Here is a 20,123-nt window from a genome sequence, read left to right as displayed (position 1 = left end):
TGATAATCCAGCCGCCGCTCTACGCTGCATTGCGTGAAACGCAACGTCCTGAAGGGCGACGGGTGCATGGCGCGGCGGGCGGGCAGTCGATGGCGGGCGCGGCGATTGGCCCGCTCGATCCTCGATGCCTTGGCAGACTGCGAAAGGGCCGCCGCCGAAGCAGCGGCCCGGCCCTGCGCCGGACTCCAGGCTAGGCCGGCTGCTCGGAGCGGGTCAGGGGCAGGTTCAGCCAGCGCCGGCCGGTGGCATTGGCCACGGCATTGCCGATGGCGGCGGCCATGGGGCCCTGGACGATCTCGGCGGCGCCGAGGAATGGCTGTCCCGGCTGATCGAGCAAATGCACCTCGACCTGCCGAGGCAACTGCGGAAAACGCAGGATCGGATAACCGCTCCAGTCGTAGCTGCGCACGCCGCCCGGGTCGTAGCCGACCTTTTCGAACAGGGTCCAGCTGGCGGACTGCACGATGCCGCCTTCCACCTGGTTGCGCAGGCCATCGGGGTTGACGATCTGGCCCACATCCACCGCTGTGACCACTCGATCGAGCTGCACCTCGCCGGTCTGTGGATGCACCCGCAGCAGGACGGCGATGGCGCAGTAGCCCATGATGTTTTTGTAGCGGGCAAACGCGAAGCCGATGCCTGCGCCGGGCTCCTTGCCCTTGTGCGGCCAGCCGCTGGCGTCCCGCACCCGTTCGACCACCGCCCGTGCCCGCGGGTCGCTCAGGTGGGCGAGGCGCAAGGCCACCGGATCGGCGCCGGCCCGGGTGGCCAGTTCATCGATGCAGGCTTCGATGGCGAAGATATTGATGTGGGCCCCCAGCGAGCGCATGGCGGAGGTGCGAAACGGCATGCGGGTGACGAAGTTCATGTCGATGCGGGTGGACGCCAGGGTGTACAGCGGCACGGCGTTGCGATCGCCATCCCCTTCGGGCTGGGCAATGGGGATCGACGGCGCGGAAACGAATGGCCGGGCCAACAGCCGCGCGGGAATCAAGCGGCCGGCATTGACGATGCGTTCGTTGTGCGGCGTGGTCCACAGCTCATAGGCCCAGTCCTGCAATCGGCCCTGGGCGTCGAGGCTGGCCTGGACCTCGGTAAGCATGGCGCAGCTGTAGGGCTCCCAGAGGTTTTCCTGCTCGCGCATCCACTGCACGCGCACCGGCGTGCCGGCGAGCCGCATCGCGATCAACGCGGCATCGGCCGCCGCATCGTCCGCGCCGTTGTGGCCGTAGCACCCGGAGCCCTCGGTATGGATGCAGCGCACCCGCTCCGGCGCTAGCCCGACCATCTCGGCGATCCCCGCGCGCAGCGGGTAGACCCCCTGGGTGTGGGTCCAGACCGTGAGCACGCCGTCCTTGAACCAGGCCACGGCGCAGGACGGGCCGATGGAACCGTGCATCAGGTACTGCTTGCTGAACCGCGCGCGATAGCGGGTGCTGGCGCCGACCGCCGGGTTGCCTTCATGGCTGATCGGGTAGCGGCGCGCGGGCAGGCGGGTCAGTAGCGCGTGGATGTCCCGCGCTTCGGGGATCGCCTCTCCAGCGCTCCAGCGGGCCTGCTCATAGCCGCTGCGCATCGCCTTGATGGCTTGCCACTCATCCCGGGCGACCACCGCCAGGTAGTTGCCGTCCTGCACCACCCGCACCACGCCGGGCAGGGCCTTTAGCGCCTCGGCATCGAAGGCTTCCAGGCGGCAGCCAGGGCGGGGCGGGCGGATCACCCGGGCATGCAGCATGCCCGGCAGGCGCAGGTCCTGGACGAACGCGGCGCCGCCACTGACCTTGGCTGGGATATCCAGGCGAGGCAGCGAGTGGCCGATCAGCTTGAACGCGGACGGCGGCGTCGAGGGCGATTGCGCCTGCGCATAGTGGTGCAGGTCCACGCCCTTGACCGCCTCGGCATAGGGCATGCGCTGCCCGGCCGGGCCCTGGATCTGGCCCTCGTGCGTCGTCAGCAGCGCGGCGTCGACGGCCCAGCTGCGCGCGGCCGAATCCAGCAGCAATTGCCGGACCTGGGCCGCGGCGTTGAACAGGGCCGTGCCGCTGTCGAAAATGCTGTGGCTGCCGGCGGTGTAGCCTTCGTTAGGGGTCAGGGCGGTGTCCGCGGTAAGCAGGGTGATCGCGCCTGGCGCGAGGTCCAGGCGTTCGGCGGCAATCTGCAACAGCGCGGTTTTCACCCCCGTACCCAATTCGGCCTTGCCGGTGTAGACGGTGACGCCTTCGGCCGCGACGCGGATCCAGGCATCGAGGTAGGGGTTGGTGCGCAGGCTGCCCGGGAGATCGGGCGCCAGTACTACCGTGCCGAGGGTATCGACTTCGCTGTCGGCCAGCGCCTGGTGCACCGCCGGGACCAGGGTGAACGCCAGCACCAGCGCGCCACCACGCAGGAACGCGCGGCGCCCCTGGTCGACTTCATGGTGCCGGGTCATGGGGCGCTCCGCTCTTGCCTGGCCACGCGGCCGATGGCGTCGATGATCCGCAGGTGGGTGCCGCAGCGGCACAGGTTGCTCGCCATATGCTCGCCAATGGTGGCTTCGTCCGGATGAGGGTCGCGCTCCAGCAGCGCCTGGGCGCGCATCAGCATGCCGGCGATGCAGTAGCCGCACTGGGCGGCCTGGGCCTCGATAAAGGCTTTTTGCAAAGGCCCCGGGCGCTCCGCCGTACCCAGGCTCTCCACCGTGCGGATGGCCTTGCCCTCCAGGCCGCTGCAGGGCGTCAGGCAGGAAAATACCGGTCGGTCATCCACCAGCACCGTGCAGGCTCCGCATTGGCCCAGGCCGCAACCGTACTTGGCGCCATTGAGCCCCAGGTGATTGCGCAGGGCATACAGCAACGGCATGTCGGGCTCCAGCTCCAGCGCATGGGGCGAGCCGTTGACGTTGAGGGTCATGTGGGTCATTGCGCCTCCTGGCGTAATTCGTGAAGGGTGGAAGAAAGGTCGGCCCACGGCTGGCCCGGACTGGCCTGTTCGCGCAGGAATGAGGCCAGTGCCGCCAGCTGCTGATTGTCCAGGCTGGCGGTGAAGGGCGGCATGACCGGGCCGGGCAACCCCGGGGTGGCGGGCACGCCTTCGAGCACGGTCTTGAGAAAGTTGCGCGCGCTTGAGGCATGCAGCGCCGATGTCCGCTCCAGGGCCGGGCGCCCATCGATCTGGCGCATCGGTGCGGCCGGGCCATGGCAACCGGCACAGGCGCTCTGGAACAACTGGGCGCCAGGCGCCTGCTCGACCACTTCGGTGGGGCGCGCGGTGGCTGAAGCGGGTGCGGCGGGAGCGGGGTCCTTGAGGCTCAGCAGGTAGTCGGCAATCGCCTCGGCGTCGCTGGTCTGCGTGTTGCCCAGGCTGAGGCTGACCGGGCGCATCGGCCCGGCGGCGGTGCCATGGCCCTCGACCACCTCAGCCCGCAGGTAGCCCGCCAGTTGCTCGCGGCTCCAGGGCGCGGCGCGGTTGGCCAGGCCCAGCAGGGACGGCGCCTGCCAGCCGTCCACTATGCCGCCGCCAAGATGCTGGGCAGACTGCTCGGCGCCCAGCGGGTTGAGCGGAGAATGGCAGCCGGCGCAATGGCCGGGGCCTTCGACCAGATAGCGGCCACGGTTCCAGGTTGCGGATTGCTGCGCCACGGGCGCCAAGGGCTCCGCGTGCAGGAACAGCAGGTTCCAGAACGACACCAGCGGGCGGATGTTCATCGGGAAATTCATCCGGTTCTGCATGGCCGGCGAATGCACGGCGGGGCCGCTCATCAGATAGGTGTAGAGGTCCGCGATGTCCCCGTCCGTCATGCGCCGGTAGTAGGCGTAAGGGAAGGCCGGATACAGCAAGTGCCCGTCGCGGGCGACCCCTTCGCGCATCGCTCGCTCGAAGGCCGGCAATGACCATTGGCCAATCCCGGTCTCGGCATCCGGGGTGATATTGGTGCTGTAGAGCGTGCCGAACGGCGTCACCAGCGCCAGCCCGCCGGCCAGGTAGCGGCCGCCGGGGCGGGTATGGCACACCGCGCAATCACCGGCTTCGGCGACCCGCGCGCCGCGTTGCACCTGGGCGGCATCGAAGCGTTGTGGCGGTTCGGCCGGCGCGATCGCCGGGCGCCACATCAACAGCGCGGCGCCTATCGCGCCTGCCGTGGCGAGAACCACGGCGCCCAGCCACAGCTGCCTGGCGTTCATCGGGTCACCCTTCATTGGTCCGTGGAATCCGCGCGGGCGGACAGTGATGCAGTCGAGGTCATGGAAGTCTCCTTGAGCCGAAGCGCAGTGCGGTGACGGACCGCCCCGTGGCAAGTGCCCAAGGGTAGAGAAGGGGGGTGGACGGCGGTATTGGCAAACCGCGCAAAGACCTTTTGCGTCATCGGCAACGCCGGGATCGTTGCGTGATGCGCATTGCTCAATTGCCCCGGCGGTGGATTCTCCCGATTGAGCGTCGCGCCTAGCCTTGGCGAAACTTTTCTCCACGCGAACGAGGTTTCACCATGCCTACCGGCAATTTTGCAACGACGGCCAGCACGGCGGTGAAGGGCGAACGGTCCGCCACCCTCTCTGGCGCCCTGGTGGCCTTGCTGGCCTTCTGTTGTGGCGCGGTCGTCGCCAACCTTTACTACGCCCAGCCGATCGTCGAGCTGATCGCCCCGCAGATCGGCCTGTCGAATGCCCATGCCAGCCTGATTGTCTCGCTGACCCAGCTCGGCTACGCCGCAGGCCTGCTGCTGTTGGTGCCCCTGGCCGACCTGATGGAAAACCGCCGCCTGGTGGTGGGGTTCACGCTGGCCGTGAGCCTGTGCCTGATCGCCGCGGGCTTTACTGAGTCACCTTCGCTGTTCCTGGCGTTGTCGTTGCTCATCGGCCTGACTTCGGTGGCGGTGCAGATTCTGGTGCCGTTGGCCGCGCACATGGCACCCGAGGAAAGCCGCGGGCGGGTGGTCGGCAACATCATGAGCGGGCTGCTGCTGGGCATTCTGTTGTCGCGCCCGCTGTCAAGCCTGCTGGCCCAGGCGTTCGGCTGGCGCGGGGTGTTCTTCAGCGCCGCGGGCCTGATGGCGGTGATCGCCTGCGTCATGGCCGTTGCCCTGCCACGGCGCATGCCGACGCATCAGTCTTCCTATGGCGAGTTGATCGGCTCGGTCTTCGCCCTTGCGCGCCGCCATGCCGGCCTGCGTGAGCGCTCCTTGTACCAGGGTTTGTTGTTCGCCAGCTTCAGCCTGTTCTGGACCATCGTGCCCATCGAGCTGATTCGCCAGCACGGCTTCAGCCAGGCACAGGTGGCGGTGTTCGCCCTGGTGGGCGCGGTGGGGGCGATCGCGGCGCCTATCGCCGGCCGGCTGGCCGACGCCGGGCATGGCCAGCGCGGCACTCTCGTGGCCTTGTTGCTGGCGCCGCTGTCCCTGCTGATAGGGGCGCTGCCGGGCAGTGGCTACCTGTGGCTAGTGGTGTGCGCGGTGCTGCTGGATTTTGCCGTGCAGTTGAACATGGTGCTTGGCCAGCGTGAGGTGTACGCCATCGACCCCCACAGCCGGGCGCGCCTGAATGCGGTGTACATGACCAGCATCTTCGTCGGCGGCGCCCTGGGCTCGCTGGTGGCCAGCCCGCTGTATGAGCAGGTGGGATGGAGCCTGTCGGCGACTTTGATTGCCGCGGTTCCTGGCTTGGCGCTGCTGCTGTTTCTCAGCCGTCGGTACCGCCAGGGGTGAGCCACGTTGAATGCCCCAGGGCGCGGGCCGCGGCGCTTGAGCACAACCATACAAGACACTTCATGCACCCTCAGGCATAGTCCTTCGATTGATTTTTTGCTCGCGGAATCGGCTTATGGACAAGTTGCTGGCGCTGAAGATGTTTGTTGAAACCGTGCGCTGTGGCGGCTACTCATCGGCGGCGCGCAAGCTCGGTCTGTCGACGTCTTCGGTGACGCGGCAGGTGGCGGGGCTGGAAAGCGAGCTGGGCGCCAGCCTGCTCAATCGCACCACGCGCAACACCAGTGTCACGCTCGCCGGGCAGGCCTATTTCGACAAGGCCGTGGCGATTCTCGAGGCCATCGACGAAGCCGACGCCAGCGTCGCCGATCGTGGCAGCGAAGCCCAGGGGCATCTGCGGGCCAGCGTTCCGGTGGAGTTCGGCCGGCGCATCATCGCCCCGCACCTGGGGCGCCTGCTCGAACGCCATCCGGGGCTGGAGATCAGCCTGTCGTTGAGCGACCGGGTCAGCGACCTGATCAGTGAGCGTATCGATGTCTCGGTGCGCCTCGGTTCCTCGGTGGTCAGCGATGACATCGTCAGCAAGAAGATCGGCGACTTCCAGCGTTGGGTCGTGGCCAGCCCCGACTACCTGGCACGCACCGGCCTGCCGCGCCAGCCGAGCGACCTGCTGGAGCACCAGTGCCTGCGGTTCGACTATGGCGGCGTGCACCAGGACTGGACCTTCCAGGGCGACGAAAACCCCCAGCGCCTGGGGGTGCAGGGACGCTTGCAGAGCAACAACGCCGACATCCTGCGCGAGGCGGCGCTGGCCGGTGGTGGTGTGGCGCTGCTGGCCGACTGGCTGGTGCGCGACGATGTCGGCCAGGGTCGCCTGACCCGCGTGCTGGAGCAGTACGAGGTCAATCCCGGCACCGCCAGCACCTGCATCAACGCGCTGTACCTGCCCAACCATCGCGGCTCCAGTCGCATCAATGTGTTTATCGAGTTCCTCGAGGAAATCCTTGCCGCCTGAGCCGCGCCCAGGTCTCGAGCAAGACAGCGTTGCGCGCCCTGTGGCTACTCGTCCGGCAGGTGCGCGCCTAGAGTCTGGCCATCATTGGTAGAAGCAAGGTGGTCGCTATGGGTAACGTCATTCATCTGGCGTACGACTTCATCAATCCCTGGTGCTGGATCGGCGAGCTGAACCTGCGCCAGGCCATGGCGGCGGCGCACCGGCCACGGCCGATCGTCTATGTGCCGAGCCGCTCCACGTTTGATCTTCCCGCCAGCCGCATCGAGCAGGGCGAGTACGCCCGGCGCCGGTTCGGCAGCCTGGCGCGCAGCCGGTTGTTCGAAGCGCAGATCACCCGGGCCGGCCAGGCGCTGGGGCTGCGTTTTGCCTTCGAGCGAATCGAGCGCCTGGTCGACAGCGACCCGGCGCACAGCCTGATGCTCGAGCGTGCCGCCCGCGGTGGCGACTGCGCCGCGCTGTTCGCGCGGATCTTCCGTGCCTATTTCTGCGAGGGCCGCGATATCGGCGATGCGCGGGTGCTCGCGGAGCTGGGCGGGGACGGCAAGCGCGAGCAGGAGCGGCTGCTCGACTACCTGCGCAGTGGTGAAGGACGGGCTGCGTTGCAGTGCCACAAGCGCGATGCCGCGGACTGGTCGGGCGGGGTGCTGCCAGCCTTTCGCATCGGCGACACCCGGGTCTCGGGCGCCCAGCCCGGCGCCTTGCTGGCGCGGGTGTTGCGGGACGTGACGGTGCCAGACGCGCAGGTGGCCCATGCCTTGGGTTAGCCGTCATCTGGCCGCTGCCAACGGGCCTGCCCGGTGCACGGCCCGAGCAGGCTCGGCCCACCGCGCAGGATCAGAACGGCCCGAGCTTGAGCGGGTACTGAATGACGATGTACAGCCGGTCGATGTCGTCGCCGGCCTGGGCGGCGTTGGCCCGGTGGCTGACGTGGGACAGTTGCAGCGACAGGTCCTTGGCCGGGCCCGATTGCACGATGTAGTGCAGGTCCAGGTCGCGTTCCCAATGGCGTCCGCCCCGGCCCTGTTGCGGGCTGTAGGTGCCGCTGGCGGGATCGAAGGGGTTGTAGGCGCCGCCCTGGGGCGCGTGGCTGCCGTCGACGCCGCGACCGCTCACATAGCGCGCCATGAAGCTCAGGCCGGGAATGCCCAGGGCGCCCAGGTCGAGGTCGTAGCGCGCTTGCCAGGAGCGTTCGCCCGGGCCATTGAAGTCGGCGTACTTGATCGAGTTGGCGAGGTAGATGGAGTCGCCGCCGACGAAGTCGAAGGGCGTATCGCCGTGGATTTTCTGATAGGCCAGGGTGAATGCCTGGGCGTCGATCCGGTATTTGCCGGAGAGGCTGTAGGCCGTGGTGTCGATGGCGCCGGCCGCGGCCTGGCCCTGGTCGCGGGTGCGGTACAGGTTGCCGTCGAGGAACCACTGGCCAAGGCTGGCATGCAGGTTGGCGTAGTACTGGCGCCAGGTGTCGCTCAGCTCCGAGGCGTAGAGGGCGCCACCCAGCGTCTGGCCGGCGAACAGGTCGGCGCCGATGAAGTCGATGCTGGCGTGGCGGGTGGTTGCCCCGTAGCCGGAAAAGTCGCCCTTGGCGGTGGAGGCGTCCTGGTTCTTGAAGGCGTTGAAGTGACCGGCCTGCAGGTCGAGCCCTTCGAGTTCCCGGCTGGAGAGCAGCAGGCCACTGGCGTATTCCGGTTGCAGGCGTTTGTCGGCGGTGTCGAACACCGGGGTCGCCACGCTCATTTCACCGAGCGCCAGGGTGGTCCGCGATGCCTTGAACTTCAGCGCGCCGCCGGCGCTGGAATAGCTGCCTTCGCTGCGCCCGTCATGATCCAGCGGCAACAGGCCCGTCCCGGAATGCCCCTTGCCACCGTCCAGTTTCAAGCCCAGGAAACCGTGGGCATCGACCCCCACGCCGAGGGGGCCGGGGGTGAAGCCGGACGCGAACGAGGCGATGAAGCCCTGGGCCCATTCCTGCTGGTAGCTCTTGCCGGCCGGGGTCGGGGAGCGATAGTCGTTGTTGAGGTAGAAGTTGCGGCTGAGCACTTCAAGGCTCGCCCCCTCAAGGAAACCGGGGGTGTCCTGCGCGCTCTGTGCCGCCAGCGCCGGGGCGCCGCCGCTGAGCAAGGCGAGCAGCCACAGCGGCTTCAGGCGGATGCGCATCGGCCCTGGGGCGGTGAGGTGTTTGGAGGCAAGCAGCATGCTGATTTCCCGCGTCAAGGTGGGTGGCCCAGGACGCGGTTGGTCGCGGTTCCGGCAACTGCCGGCACGCCTTCGGTCAACCCGCGTCCGCTCGGCGTGGCCATCGGATCGAGGCAAGGCATGGTTGCCTATTACAGGGCGCGGGGATTGTACGGCTGTGCTGCATTCGGCCGTTTGCGCGGGCGGGCAGGCGGCAGGTGCCGTTCGCAGTGGGTGCTGCGGCAGTTTTTGAATTGTCACTGTTTTGGAATCAATGAGTCTCTGTTTTGCTGGATTGTCCCTTTTTGTTTTGACCCCTAAATTAGCCACCAAGCCGGCAGCAAAGCCTCCCCAGCGGAACCCGCGCCGAGCTCCCGAATTGTGCAACTCAACGCTTGAACCGACTCGACAGCAAAAGGAACGCGCCATGTCTATCCGTGAACTGCTCAACCCAAACAACTCCGCCCTGATCCTGATCGACCACCAGCCGCAGATGTCCTTCGGCGTGCAGTCGATCGACCGCCAGACCCTGAAGAACAACACCGTGGGCCTGGCCAAGGCGGCGAAGATCTTCAATGTGCCGACCATTTTCACTTCGGTGGAAACCGAGAGCTTCAGCGGCTACATCTGGCCGGAACTGCTCAGCGTGTTCCCCGACCATCAGCCGATCGAGCGCACCTCGATGAACTCCTGGGAAGACAAGAAACTGGTGGACGCGGTGAAGGCCACCGGGCGCAAGAAACTGATCATGGCCGCGCTGTGGACCGAGGTCTGCCTGAACTTCCCGGCTCTGGAAGCCCTGGCCGAAGGCTATGAGGTGTACATCGTCACCGACGCTTCCGGCGGCACCAGCCAGGAAGCCCACGACATGTCGGTACAGCGCATGATCCAGGCCGGCGCGGTGCCGGTGACCTGGCAGCAAGTGCTGCTCGAGTTCCAGCGCGACTGGGCGCACAAGGACACCTACGACGCGGTGATGGACCTGGTGCGCGAGCACAGCGGCGCCTACGGCATGGGTGTGGATTACGCCTACACCATGGTGCACAAGGCGCCGCAGCGGCAGGTCAAGTAAGCCTGTCGCCAACGACCATCGGCCGACGCAACCCGCTTGCCTCGGCCGATGGTCGTTAGCGGTAAAAAACATCCGGACTGCACAGCGTTCCCACGACTCAAGGACCGTCATGAAACAGACCCTCGATTCCTCCCGTAGCGCGGCCTCCCTTTCGCCCTGGAGCCCGCTCAAGCATGGCCTGTTTCGCGGGCTGTGGCTGGCCAGCATCGCCTCGAACATCGGCACCTGGATGCACGAGGTGGGCGCCGGCTGGCTGATGACCTCGCTGTCGGCCAGCCCGATGACGGTGGCGCTGGTGCAGGTGGCCGCCGCGGCGCCGATGTTTTTCCTTGCGCTGCCGGCGGGGGCGCTGGCCGATATCGTCGACAAGCGCCGCTACCTGTTGCTGGTGCAGGGCTGGATGGCCAGCGTCGCCATGCTCCTGGCGTTCCTGACCCTCAGCGGCCTGATGACGGTGCCCTTGTTGCTGCTGTTGACCCTGGCCATGGGCATCGGCACGGCCCTGATGATGCCGGCCTGGTCGGCCCTGACCCCGGAACTGGTGCCCGCCGGCGAGTTGCCCGCGGCCATCGCCTTGAGCAGCGTCGGGACCAACGTGGCGCGCGCCGTCGGCCCGGCCATCGCCGGTGTCCTGGTGAGCCTGGCCGGTCCCTGGGCGACCTTCGCGGTGAATGCGCTGTCGTTCTTTGCGGTGATCGCCGTGCTCGCCTGCTGGCGGCGCGAGCCGAAGGTCGCGGTGTTGCCGGCGGAGCGGCTGTTCAGCGCGATCCGCGTGGGCTGGCGCTACGCCCGCAGTTCCCACCCTCTGCAACGGGTGCTGATTCGTACCCTGGGGTTTTTCTTCGGCGCCAGCGCCGGCATGTCCTTGCTGCCGTTGATCGTGCGCGGCGAGTTGCAGGGCAGCGCGACCCAGTTCGGCGTGTTGCTCGGCAGCGTCGGCCTCGGCGCCGTGCTGGGGGCGATGCTGTTGCCAAAGCTGCGCCAGCGCCTGGCGGTGGATCGCCTGGTGGCGCTGGCCAGCGTGATCTACGCCCTGGTGCTGTTCGCCCTGGCCTGGCTGCGCGACTTCTATCTGTTGATCCCGGTGATGCTGATCAGCGGCGGCGCCTGGATCGCCGTGCTCTCGAGTTTCCAGGTGGCGGCCCAGACTTCGGTGCCGGCCTGGGTGCGGGCACGAGCGCTGGCGGTGTATATCCTGATGTTCTTCGGCAGCATGGCCCTGGGCGGGTTGCTCTGTGGCTGGGTGGCCAGCCTGTTGTCCATGAGCGTTGCCCTGAGCCTGGCGGCAGCAGTGCTGCTGGCCGGGGTCGGGCTGACCTGGCGGGTCGGCTTGCCCCAGCGCAGCGCCGAAGACCTGGCGCCGTCGCTGCACTGGCCGCAACCGCTGCTCGGCGCCGACCAGGACCTGGAACGCGGGCCGGTGATGATCAGCCTGGAATACGACATCGCCCCCGAACACGCCCAGGCCTTCCAGCAGGCGATGAACCCGGTGCGGCGCATGCGCCAGCGCAACGGTTCGTTTTCCTGGTGCCTGCTGCAGGACAGCGAAAACCCGCGCCTGTGGTGCGAGATGTTCTTCGACGAATCCTGGGTCGGCCACCTGCGCCACCACGAGCGGGTGACCCGCGCCGAGCTGAAGATCGAGGCCGCCGCCCGCCGCTTCCAGAGCGACGGGGTGAAGATCCGGATCCGTCATTTGCTCAAGGGGCAGGGCTGAAGGGGCATCTGGTGGTCGGATGCGGGCTTTCACGTACCTGTAGCCGCTGCCGCAGGCTGCGATAGGACCGAAGGTCCTCCAGCGGTCTCAAGACCCAGCGCCCGCTATGCGGTCGATCGCAGCCTGCGGCAGCGGCTACAGCGATTGGGCGTTCTCAGGTTGTGCATTTGGCCTTTGTAGGAGCAGCCGGTCGACGCTCGATTGCTCGCGAAAAAAGCTCGTGGCTTGAGCGGCTTTTCTCTTTGATTTGTAGGGCATTTCCGAGAGAATCGCCGGGTTACATTTCTGCGGTTTTGGCGTCTTGTGCCTGTTGAATGTTCGGGGCTAGGCTGCCCCGGTTGCTGCAAAATCAGCGATCGGGACTGCAAGCCCGAACAAGCAAGAAGCGCTAGACGCACACACGGAATCGTTGAGATGTCAGCTCGATTTATGGTGGCTGCGTGCGGGAGACTTTCGGGTCTGCCGGGTTTGCTTCTTCTTCCCGGTCTTGCAGACCTGCACGTAGCCGCCACCCATCATCTGCAAGTGATGCTGGCGGTCTTCATCAAAGAAGGAGCCGCGTCATGAAAAAGATCGTCCCCGATCCGCCCATTCTTTCGCCCAGCCGCGAACAAATAGTTCAGCTGGAAATTCCCAATCAAACCCTTCTTCAGGCACTGGAAAGTCGCGTTGAGGGTGAGCCTTTGCACCGTGCCTTGCAGGAAACCGGCAGCAGCACGTTCGGTTGTCATGACGGCAACGGCCGTCCGCTATTCGCCGTTCGCCCTGGCGTCAGCGCCGAGGAGGCGTTGTTGCATGTGTCGTTGTTGCTCAAGTGCGCCGAGGAGACGGCGGATGAGATCACCAGTGCCAGCGGGATCGAGCGGGGCTTGATCTGGTCGATGATTCATTCGGTGGAAATGGCGCGGGCGGTGGTGGATGCGTTGCTGGATGGGGCGCGAAGGCAGGGAGCAGCGCAGACGTTTTGAGGCGGGAGGGCATCGCACACCCGTCGAACGGCCGCAGAGGGGCAGGGGAAAAAGGCGAACGCCCCTTGTGCAACTCGGTCAGGCTGGTTGACGCGAACGAATAGGCGCTAGCGGCTGTCAGCCGCTGCGGTCGAGGGCTTCCACCGGCCCCTGGGCGCCTGTCAACGTCGAAAAAAGGCCCGGGGACGCAAGCCCCCGGGCCGGTGCCGGTCACGGCATTTCCGGCAGTTCCTGCGCACGCAGATCGAACACCAGCACTTCGGCATCCACGCCCTTGCTCAAAGTCAGCGCCTGTTCCTCGCGGACCCGCACACCATCGCCTTCCTGCAAGAGCAGGCCGTTGAGGTCGACCGAGCCGCGGGCCACATGCACGTAGGCGTAGCGGTTGGCGTCGAGCTTGAGGGTGGCGCTTTCCTGGCCGTCGATCAGCCCGGCATACACCCGCGCATCCTGGCGCACCTGCAGCGAACCGTCGGCCCCCTCGGGGGAGATGATCAGTTGCAGGCGGCCGCGTTTTTGCCGTGGGCTGAAATGCTCTTGCTGGTAACGTGGCTTGGCGCCGCTGACGTCCGGCACTATCCAGATCTGCAGGAAGTGCACCGGCTGGGTGGCCGAGTGGTTGTACTCGCTGTGCGCCACGCCGCTGCCGGCGCTCATCAGTTGCACGTCGCCAGGGCGGATCACCGAACCGGTGCCCAGGGTGTCCTTGTGTTCCAGGGCGCCTTCGAGCACATAGGAGAAAATCTCCATGTCCCGGTGCGGGTGTTGGCCGAAGCCTTTGCCGGCGGCGACCCGGTCGTCGTTGATCACCAGCAGGTCGGAAAAACCCTGCTCCCGCGGGTTGCGATAGTTGGCGAAGGAAAAGGTGTGGAACGACTTCAACCAACCGTGGTTGGCGGCGCCGCGATCAGAGGCTTTGCGAAGGGTCAGCATGAGGGAATCTCCTGTCGGAACGGGAATTCGTCCGGTTGAGGAGAAGGCTAATGTTTACCCTGCGGCGCAATAAGTAGATGGAAACTGAAATACTGTCCTGTTCAGGTTGACAATTTTGTGCGATGAATCACGTATTCTTGCCCGATGAGCGCGCGCCGTCCGGGCATAATGTCCAGGGTCGGCGTTATGCTTCCAACCCTTTGATATCAGTGATATTTACCCATGAAAACCGTGGCAATGGTGTTGTTTCCAGACTTTCTCCTGCTCGACATGGCCGGGCCCATGGAGGTGTTTTCCATCGCCAACCGTTATCTGGAGCCGAAGGACCATTACCAGCTCTCGACAATCGGTACCGAGCACGGCGCGTTGCGCGCTTCCAACGGCGTCAAGGTGCAGGCCGATCTGCATATCGACCAGGCGCGCGGCAGCTATGACCTGCTGCTGGTGCCCGGCGGGCCGGGGGCCTACAACGAAAAGCACCGCCCCTTGCTCGACTGGCTGGCGGCGGCCGTGCGCCGCTCGGCGGTCTATGGCTCGATCTGCACCGGGGCCTTCATCCTCGGGCATGCCGGTTTGCTCGACGGGTATCGGGTGACAACCCACTGGCACTACACGGAACGCCTGATCCGGGCTTTCCCCGAGGCGACGGTGGAGACCGACCAGATCTTTGTCGAGGATCGCAACCTGATCACCTCGGGCGGGGTCACCGCCGGCATCGACCTGGCGCTGGCGGTGGTCGCCCGGGACCACGGCAAGAAAGTCGCCCAGGACGTGGCCAAGGTGTTGCTGGTGGTGATGAAGCGCCAGGGCGGGCAGGCGCAGTTCAGCCCGTTGATGGCCACGGTGGCGCCGCAGGAGACGCCGGTGACCCGGGTGCAGAACCATGTGCTCGAACACCTGGAAGAAGCCTTCAGCATCGAGCGCATGGCCAGCCTGGCGAACATGAGTTCGCGGCATTTCGCCCGGGTGTTTGCCCGGGAGGTGAACATGACGCCCATGGAGTTCCTGCAAAGCGCGCGCATCGACCGCGCCAGGAACCTGCTGGAAACCAGCGACCTGCCGCTCAAGACCGTGGCCTACAAAAGCGGCTTCGGCAGCGTGCGGCACATGCGCTTCCTGTTCGGCGAAAAGCTCGGCCTGACCCCCACCCAGTACCGTGAACAGTTCAGCTAGCGCCGGCTTGTCCGTCTGGCGCACCGCGATGGCCGTGACGCTCCCTCCAGGGCGGTTGTACCGTCATCGGTGCCTGCCAAGATACCGGGGAACTCTAGGAAATGGAGGTGCGGGAGCCTGGCGCCGGCCAGGTTTCCAGCATGTGGATGGGCATGAACAGCATCAGAGATTTGAACGGCGATGGGCTGCTGCGGTTCGGCCCCTACGCCTTCCACCTGCGGCAGCGGCTGGTCCTCGACGGCGACCGGCCGTTACGCATGGGCGGGCGTGCCCTGGACATCCTGCGGGTGCTGGTCGAGCGCGCCGGCCAGGTGGTGGGCAAGGACGAATTGATCGCCTGCGTCTGGCCGGACTCGGTGGTCGAGGACATCAACCTGCGCGTGCACATCGCCGCCCTGCGGCGCGCCCTCGGCGAGGGCCAGGACGGGCAAGGCTACATCGTCAACATTCCGCAGCGCGGTTACTGCTTCACCGCCCCGGTGCGGCGCGAGGCGCAAGGGGAGCCGGTCGCGCTGGCGAGCCTGCACAAGCCCCAGCACAACCTGCCGGCACGGCTGACCCCGGTCATCGGTCGCGACCCGGTGGTCGGCAGCCTGGTCCGGCAGTTGCCGGTGCGCCGGTTCATGACCCTGGTCGGTCCGGCGGGGATCGGCAAGACCACGGTCGCGCTGCAGGTCGCCGAGCTGCTGTTGCAGCACTACCGCGACGGCGTGTGGTTCATCGACCTGGCAAGCATCGACAACCCGGCGCAATTGGTCGAGCACCTCAGGCACAGCCTCGAACTGGACGCCGGCCTGGAGGCGCTGGCAACCCGGCATGCCTTGCTGGTGCTGGACAATTGCGAGCATCTGCTCGAACGCTGCCGGGCCGTGGTCGAGCCGTTGCTGGCCTCGGCGCCACGGCTGTCGATCCTGGCCACCAGCCGCGAACCGCTGCGGGTTTCGGGGGAGACGGTGCATGGCCTGGCGGCCTTGTCGGTGCCGCCAGCTTCGTCGTTGCACAGCGTGGCGGAAGTCATGAGCCATTCGGCGGTGCAGCTGTTGGTCAGCCGTGCCCGGGCCCGCCAGCAAGGCTTTGCCTTGCGGGAACAGGACCTGGCCGCGGTGCGCGAAATCTGTCGCCGGCTCGATGGCTTGCCATTGGCCATTGAGCTGGCGGCGGCGCAGATCGATGCGCTGGCGCTGGTGGGGCTGCAAGCGCAGCTGGACAACTGCTTTCAATTGCTGACCCAGGGCCGGCGCACCGCCGTGGCCCGGCATCGGACGCTCGAGTCCGCCCTGGACTGGAGCTATCTGCGGCTGAGCCCGCTGGAGCAAAGCCTGTTGCAGCGCCTGGCGGTGTTCGACATGGCCTTCACCGTGCAGGCCGCCACCGACGTCATCAGCTGTGCGGTGCTGCGGCCCGAGTGCGTGGCCGAGGTGATGGCGCAACTGGCGCGCAAATCGCTGCTGGTGGTGGAGCCCGGCCAGGGCACGACGCATTACCGCTTTCTCAACACTACCCGCGCCTACGCGCTGCAGAAGCTGGAACACAGCGGGCAATTGCGGGTGTTCGAAAGGCGGCATGCCCACGCCATCGGCAAGGCCCGCTGGCTGTCAGTCAGGCACCTGTCGTTGCAGCTCATCGAGCAGCTCCCGGACGCGGGTTAGGTCCGGCGTGGCAAAACCTTCGGTGAAGCGGGCGTAGAGCGGTTCGAGCAGCTCATGGGCGCGCCGGGCCTGGCCCTGGCGCTGCCAGAGCCGGGCCAGCGAGGTGGCGCTGCGCAATTCCCAGGTCAGCGCGCCCTGGGCCCTGGCCACTGCCAACGCCTGGTGCAGCGCCGCTTCGGCGGCGTCAGGCGCATTGTCGGTCAGCAGCGCCTCGGCCCGGGTGCGCAGGATCTCCGCCGTGCTCCAGCCCGCGGTGCCGCTTTCGGCCCGTTGCAGCAAGGCGTTGTCGATGAAAGCGCCGTCCAGGGTCACCATGATTTCGCCGATCAGCCCGGTGCCGGATTGCGGCGGCGAGAACTCCGGGGCGCCTTCGATGACCTGCGCATAGTGCCGGCCCCAGGTGTAGAACAGCAGCACCGAATGCTTCTGCGCCTGCTCCAGCAGCAGGCGCAGGAGTTCGCGGGCGGTCGCGGCGTCGCCGTTGTAGTGGGCGATCAGGCAGCCGGCCAGGGCCAGGGTGTAGCAGATGGAGGTGCCGTGGTTGATCTGCAGGGCGATGTCCAGGGCCTGGCGCGCGGTGCGCCAGGCCTGTTCCGGATGGCCTTGCAACCAGAGGATCCGCGCCAGGATCGTCAGGGCGGCGACGCTCTGGTCGTACTGCACGCCAAAGCCGCGGGTGAAGCGGCTCAGATTGCCGCTCTGGGCCATCAGCTGGATGACTTGCTCGGCCTGGTCCCGGGCCCGTGGTTGGTCGCCGGCGAAGTGCAGGGCCAGCACCTGCAGGCGCTGGGTGCTGAGGGACATCGCGGTCGGGCCGGCGCCGCGCCGCGCCAGGTGGTCGAACTGCCGGCTTTGCTCCAGGGCCAGTCGGTAGTGACCGCAACTGAGGTTGACCGCCATGTGCCCGGACACCGCCTTGAGCTGGGCGGCCACATCGTCGGTGCTTTCGGCCAGGGCCCTGGCCGCGACGAAGGCCTCGATGGCCTCGGTGCTGCTGCCCTGGGTGTGGTAGCAGGCGCTGCCGAGGGCCAGCTTGAGGGCCTGGGTCAGGCGCGGGCAGGCCTCGCCCGCCGTATGAAGCAGGGCCAGGGCCTGGCGCACATAGCCGCCGTGTTCCTTGAGCAGCGACAGCTCCTGCCACAGCGGTGCGGAGGCCGCGGCCAGGTGGATCGCCAGCTGTTGCGGACCCTGGGCATTCAAGCCCCAGTCGAGCGCCGCGCGGATGTCTTCCAGGCTGCGAGCGTGCCGCTCGACCCACAGCGTCGAGGGCGTCTGCTCCCAGTCGTCCCGGGCCTGATGCATCAAGGCCAGGCAACGTTCGGCGTGGCGCCTGCGGGTAGCCGGCAGTTCGGCGGCCTGCTCGAGTTTTTCCAGGGCATAGCTGCGGGTGGTGTCCAGCAGGCGATAGAACACTTCCTCGTCGCCGACCTCCACGTTCAGCAGGGACTTGGCCACCAACTGGGTGATCGCGGTAAAAACCGCGCTGGCTTCGATGTGCGCGTCGACGATCACCGCCGCGGCCGATGGCAGGGTGAAGCCGCCCCTGAATACGCCCAGCCGGCGCAGGCAGGTCTGCTCGCAGGCGCTGAGCAGGTCGAAGCTCCAGTCCAGGGTGGCGCGCAGGGTCTGATGACGGCCCGGGGTGATCTGGCCGCCCTGGGGCAGCAGGCGGAAACTGCCGTGCAACTGGCTGAGCAAGCCGGCGAGCCCCAGGTTGCCGACCTGGGCGGCAGCCAGTTCGATGGCCAGGGGAATGCCGTCCAGGCGCCGGCAGATCTCGATCGTCAGGGGCAGTTCGTCCTGGCTCAGTTCGAAGCTGTCGTGGCTGGCCATCGCCCGCTCGACGAACAATTGCAGGGCCGAGAAGGTCAGGGCCTGGTCGCGGTCCAGCACCGCGATGGGCGGTGGGCAATCCAGGGATTCCAGGCGTTGCACGAATTCGCCCTCGGCCCGCAGGCTCTCGCGGCTGGTGGCCAGGACATGCACCTGTGGCGCCGCGCGCAGGATGCTTTCGCAGAGCGGCGCGATGGCATCGAGCAGGTGCTCGCAGTTGTCGATCACCAGCAGCATCTGCCGTTCGCGCAGGAAGTTCGCCAGGCTGGCCAGCGGTTCGTCGTCGTGCAGAGCCAGGTCGAGCAGGGTCGCCAGGTGGCTGGTGATCATCCGCGGGTCGTTGAGCGGGGCCAGGTCCAGCAGGCGGATGCCGTCCCGGTACTGGCCGATCAGCTGTTCGGCGACCCGCAGGGCCACGGTGGTCTTGCCGATGCCGCCGGGGCCGACCAGGGTGATGAAGCGCTGGCGCGCCAGTTGCGTCATCACATTGTCCACCAGGGCCTGGCGCCCGATCAGGCGGGTGCGGCGCACCGGCAGGTTATGCCCGCCCGGCTCGGCCGAAGGGGCTTTGGAGCCTTGCTCGAAGCGCTCGGGGGCGAACGGCTCCAGGGCGAAGGGCGCGACGAAGCTGTAGCCGCGCTGGGCCACGGTGACGATATAGCGCTGGCCGGCCTGGCCGTCGCCCAGGGCCTTGCGCAGCGCCGCCATGTGCACCCGCAGGTTGGTGTCTTCGACCACGCTCCTGGGCCAGACCCGGGCGATCAGTTGCTGCTTGCTGACCACTTCGCCGGCGTGTTCCAGCAGGATCAGCAGGATGTCCATGGAGCGGCGGCCCAGGCGCAAGGGCCGCTCGGCTTCCAGGATCAGGCGTTGCCCGGGGTAGATCCGGTAGGGGCCGAAATGCACAGCCTGTTCGGGGGGTAGGGTCAACGGCTCACTCCTGTTGCTGTTTTTTTTATCCTCCCCGTGGCACCTGCGCGGGGCGGGCGGACGAAGGGCACGGCCTTCTATCCCGCGGTTTTCGAGCATGTTCCTCAGGTTTCCTGAACAACGCAACGCAACGCGGACGGGCGTGCCTCGAGTGCGCTAGCCGCAGCAATCTTCTTGCCAGCGATGGGCCCCGTATTTATTGGCCGCGGCCTTGGCGACGAGCGGGCAGGGGCGGTGCCTGGGCCCTTGAAAATTAACAACGTTTAACTCGCCCTGGGTCCGCCCTACGGCCAAAACTCCAGACCTTCACGGTCGCCAACCGCAGGGACGGTCGGGTGTGCCGCGCGCAGGAAAAAGGGATGAACACCTCTGGAGGATGCCGGAATGAGCAAGGTGGTGGTGGTCTATCACAGTGGCTATGGCCATACCCGGGTCATGGCCGAAGCCGTGGCCCAGGGGGTGGAGAGTCACCTGGGCAGCGCCTGCCGGCTGATTCCGGTGGAGGAGGTGCACGACCAGTGGGAGTGCCTGCACCAGGCCGATGCCATCATCTTCGGCGCCCCGACCTACATGGGCAGCGCCTCGGCGCCCTTCAAGGGGTTCATGGAGGCCAGCGCGGCGTTCTACCTGGCCCAGCCCTGGCGCGACAAGCTCGCCGCCGGCTTCACCAATTCCGGTTGCCTGTGTGGCGACAAGCTCAACACCCTGGTGCAGATGGCGGTCTTCGCGGCCCAGCACTCGATGATCTGGGTCGGCCTCGACCTGCTGCCGGCGCGTTCCAGCCGCGGGGTGTTCGATGGCCAGTTGAATCGCCTCGGCAGTTCCCTGGGCGCCATGGCCCAGTCGAATGTCGAACAGTCCCCCGAACACGCGCCGCCCCTGGAAGACCGCCGCACCGCCGCGCATCTGGGCGAGCGGGTGGCGCGCCTGGCCGAGCGCCTGGGCCATTCATCGATTTGAGTCACCCAACCCCCTGAAGGAGCA

15 protein-coding genes are annotated in these 20,123 nt (G+C 67.0%); 9 read left to right on the top strand and 6 right to left on the bottom strand.

Annotated features, from left to right (window positions below; genetic code table 11):
* Window positions 1-190: 190 nt before the first annotated feature.
* Genes AC3RCP_RS19345 through AC3RCP_RS19335 form a run of 3 tightly spaced genes read right to left on the bottom strand, consistent with a single transcriptional unit; the run spans window position 191 to window position 4,160 of the window.
* Window positions 191-2,428 (bottom strand): xanthine dehydrogenase family protein molybdopterin-binding subunit, encoded by a 2,238-nt coding sequence (locus AC3RCP_RS19345; RefSeq protein WP_492571082.1) that lies wholly within the window; start codon window positions 2,426-2,428, stop codon window positions 191-193.
* Window positions 2,425-2,898: a (2Fe-2S)-binding protein gene (locus AC3RCP_RS19340; protein ID WP_053261686.1), complete on the bottom strand. Its 474-nt coding sequence runs from the start codon at window positions 2,896-2,898 to the stop codon at window positions 2,425-2,427. The genes AC3RCP_RS19345 and AC3RCP_RS19340 overlap by 4 nt, the downstream gene beginning before the upstream one ends.
* A complete protein-coding gene (locus tag AC3RCP_RS19335; protein WP_492571083.1) occupies window positions 2,895-4,160 on the bottom strand; it encodes a c-type cytochrome in 1,266 nt (421 codons plus the stop codon). Before AC3RCP_RS19335 ends, AC3RCP_RS19340 begins: the two co-directional genes overlap by 4 nt.
* A gap of 302 nt (window positions 4,161-4,462) precedes the next feature.
* Between AC3RCP_RS19335 and AC3RCP_RS19330 the strand changes: the two genes are divergently transcribed.
* The 3 genes from AC3RCP_RS19330 (at window position 4,463) to AC3RCP_RS19320 (ending at window position 7,456) form a co-directional block, all read left to right on the top strand.
* Complete coding sequence (locus AC3RCP_RS19330; RefSeq protein ID WP_101338341.1) at window positions 4,463-5,677, top strand: MFS transporter; 1,215 nt, start codon at window positions 4,463-4,465, stop codon at window positions 5,675-5,677.
* Between the two features lie 115 nt (window positions 5,678-5,792).
* On the top strand, window positions 5,793-6,692 hold the full coding sequence (locus AC3RCP_RS19325) for a LysR family transcriptional regulator (RefSeq protein ID WP_101338340.1): 900 nt from the start codon (window positions 5,793-5,795) through the stop codon (window positions 6,690-6,692).
* A 107-nt stretch (window positions 6,693-6,799) separates the two neighbouring features.
* Window positions 6,800-7,456 carry a DsbA family protein gene (locus tag AC3RCP_RS19320; protein ID WP_101338339.1) on the top strand — a complete coding sequence of 219 codons (657 nt, stop codon included), beginning with the start codon at window positions 6,800-6,802 and terminating at the stop codon, window positions 7,454-7,456.
* Between the two features lie 70 nt (window positions 7,457-7,526).
* Here AC3RCP_RS19320 and AC3RCP_RS19315 read toward each other — a convergent pair whose 3' ends face one another.
* Window positions 7,527-8,885: an OprD family porin gene (locus tag AC3RCP_RS19315; protein ID WP_492571084.1), complete on the bottom strand. Its 1,359-nt coding sequence runs from the start codon at window positions 8,883-8,885 to the stop codon at window positions 7,527-7,529.
* Between the two features lie 406 nt (window positions 8,886-9,291).
* Between AC3RCP_RS19315 and AC3RCP_RS19310 the strand changes: the two genes are divergently transcribed.
* From AC3RCP_RS19310 to AC3RCP_RS19300, 3 genes are all read left to right on the top strand, one after another.
* Complete coding sequence (locus AC3RCP_RS19310; protein ID WP_092421007.1) at window positions 9,292-9,936, top strand: hydrolase; 645 nt, start codon at window positions 9,292-9,294, stop codon at window positions 9,934-9,936.
* Window positions 9,937-10,045: 109 nt separating this feature from the next.
* Window positions 10,046-11,653 carry an MFS transporter gene (locus AC3RCP_RS19305; protein ID WP_492571095.1) on the top strand — a complete coding sequence of 536 codons (1,608 nt, stop codon included), beginning with the start codon at window positions 10,046-10,048 and terminating at the stop codon, window positions 11,651-11,653.
* 563 nt (window positions 11,654-12,216) lie between these two features.
* Window positions 12,217-12,621, top strand: coding sequence for a DUF3077 domain-containing protein (locus AC3RCP_RS19300; RefSeq protein ID WP_101338336.1), 405 nt, complete (start codon window positions 12,217-12,219; stop codon window positions 12,619-12,621).
* Window positions 12,622-12,831: 210 nt separating this feature from the next.
* Here the strand turns inward: AC3RCP_RS19300 and AC3RCP_RS19295 are convergent, their stop codons facing one another.
* Window positions 12,832-13,554 carry a pirin family protein gene (locus tag AC3RCP_RS19295; RefSeq protein WP_101338335.1) on the bottom strand — a complete coding sequence of 241 codons (723 nt, stop codon included), beginning with the start codon at window positions 13,552-13,554 and terminating at the stop codon, window positions 12,832-12,834.
* Between the two features lie 222 nt (window positions 13,555-13,776).
* Between AC3RCP_RS19295 and AC3RCP_RS19290 the strand changes: the two genes are divergently transcribed.
* Together AC3RCP_RS19290 and AC3RCP_RS19285 are read left to right on the top strand one after the other, a co-directional pair.
* A complete protein-coding gene (locus AC3RCP_RS19290; protein ID WP_101338334.1) occupies window positions 13,777-14,727 on the top strand; it encodes a GlxA family transcriptional regulator in 951 nt (316 codons plus the stop codon).
* A gap of 152 nt (window positions 14,728-14,879) precedes the next feature.
* Complete coding sequence (locus tag AC3RCP_RS19285; protein ID WP_492571096.1) at window positions 14,880-16,376, top strand: ATP-binding protein; 1,497 nt, start codon at window positions 14,880-14,882, stop codon at window positions 16,374-16,376.
* Here the strand turns inward: AC3RCP_RS19285 and AC3RCP_RS19280 are convergent.
* A complete protein-coding gene (locus AC3RCP_RS19280; protein WP_492571097.1) occupies window positions 16,323-19,139 on the bottom strand; it encodes an ATP-binding protein in 2,817 nt (938 codons plus the stop codon). The two genes, AC3RCP_RS19285 and AC3RCP_RS19280, sit on opposite strands and share 54 nt — an antisense overlap.
* Window positions 19,140-19,523: 384 nt before the next feature.
* Between AC3RCP_RS19280 and AC3RCP_RS19275 the strand changes: the two genes are divergently transcribed.
* The gene (locus AC3RCP_RS19275) at window positions 19,524-20,099 is read left to right on the top strand and encodes a flavodoxin family protein (RefSeq protein WP_097136783.1); all 576 of its coding nucleotides are present in this window, start codon (window positions 19,524-19,526) and stop codon (window positions 20,097-20,099) included.
* Window positions 20,100-20,123: the final 24 nt, after the last annotated feature.

This window comes from Pseudomonas sp. GW822-FHT05A08, from assembly GCF_058800485.1.
The sequence above is the reverse complement of the archived record's forward strand: the minus strand, read 5'-3'. Positions and strand labels throughout refer to the sequence as shown.